Source organism: Acinetobacter lactucae, from assembly GCF_013344765.1.
In the GTDB taxonomy this organism is placed as follows: Bacteria; Pseudomonadota; Gammaproteobacteria; order Pseudomonadales; family Moraxellaceae; genus Acinetobacter; species Acinetobacter lactucae_A.
Genome location: NZ_JABVBF010000461.1, coordinates 1 through 324, shown reverse-complemented (window position 1 = coordinate 324; position 324 = coordinate 1). Strand labels below are relative to the sequence as shown.

Sequence of the window (324 nt, the reverse complement as noted above, 5' to 3'; positions counted from 1 at the left end):
AATTGACCCCGCCATTTATAATTTGACTTTGTGGCCCAGCATTGGTGACAACCGCATACCCCTCTCCAATTTCATTGGCCGCAAAGATACGTCCCGCTGCCGCAACTAACGAACCCGTCGCCGATAGTGCAACCTGGTCGTTATCTCCAAATCGGTTATAGCGGCCTGTCACGTAAGCAGCACGCGCACGGTAAGACGCATAAATCGAAGCATTGTTTTCTTTCGCTTCCTCATCTCGCTCTACATAACCACCCCAGCCAAATGATCCGATTTTCGGCTCTGATAGCCCGAATATTTCCTGTCTGTAACTCAACTTACCGCTGT

Annotated in this window: 1 pseudogene; it reads right to left on the bottom strand. The window is 49.7% G+C overall.

Annotated elements, in window-relative coordinates:
- Nucleotides 1–324: pseudogene (locus HUN22_RS17845) on the bottom strand (fimbria/pilus outer membrane usher protein); the annotation flags it as partial.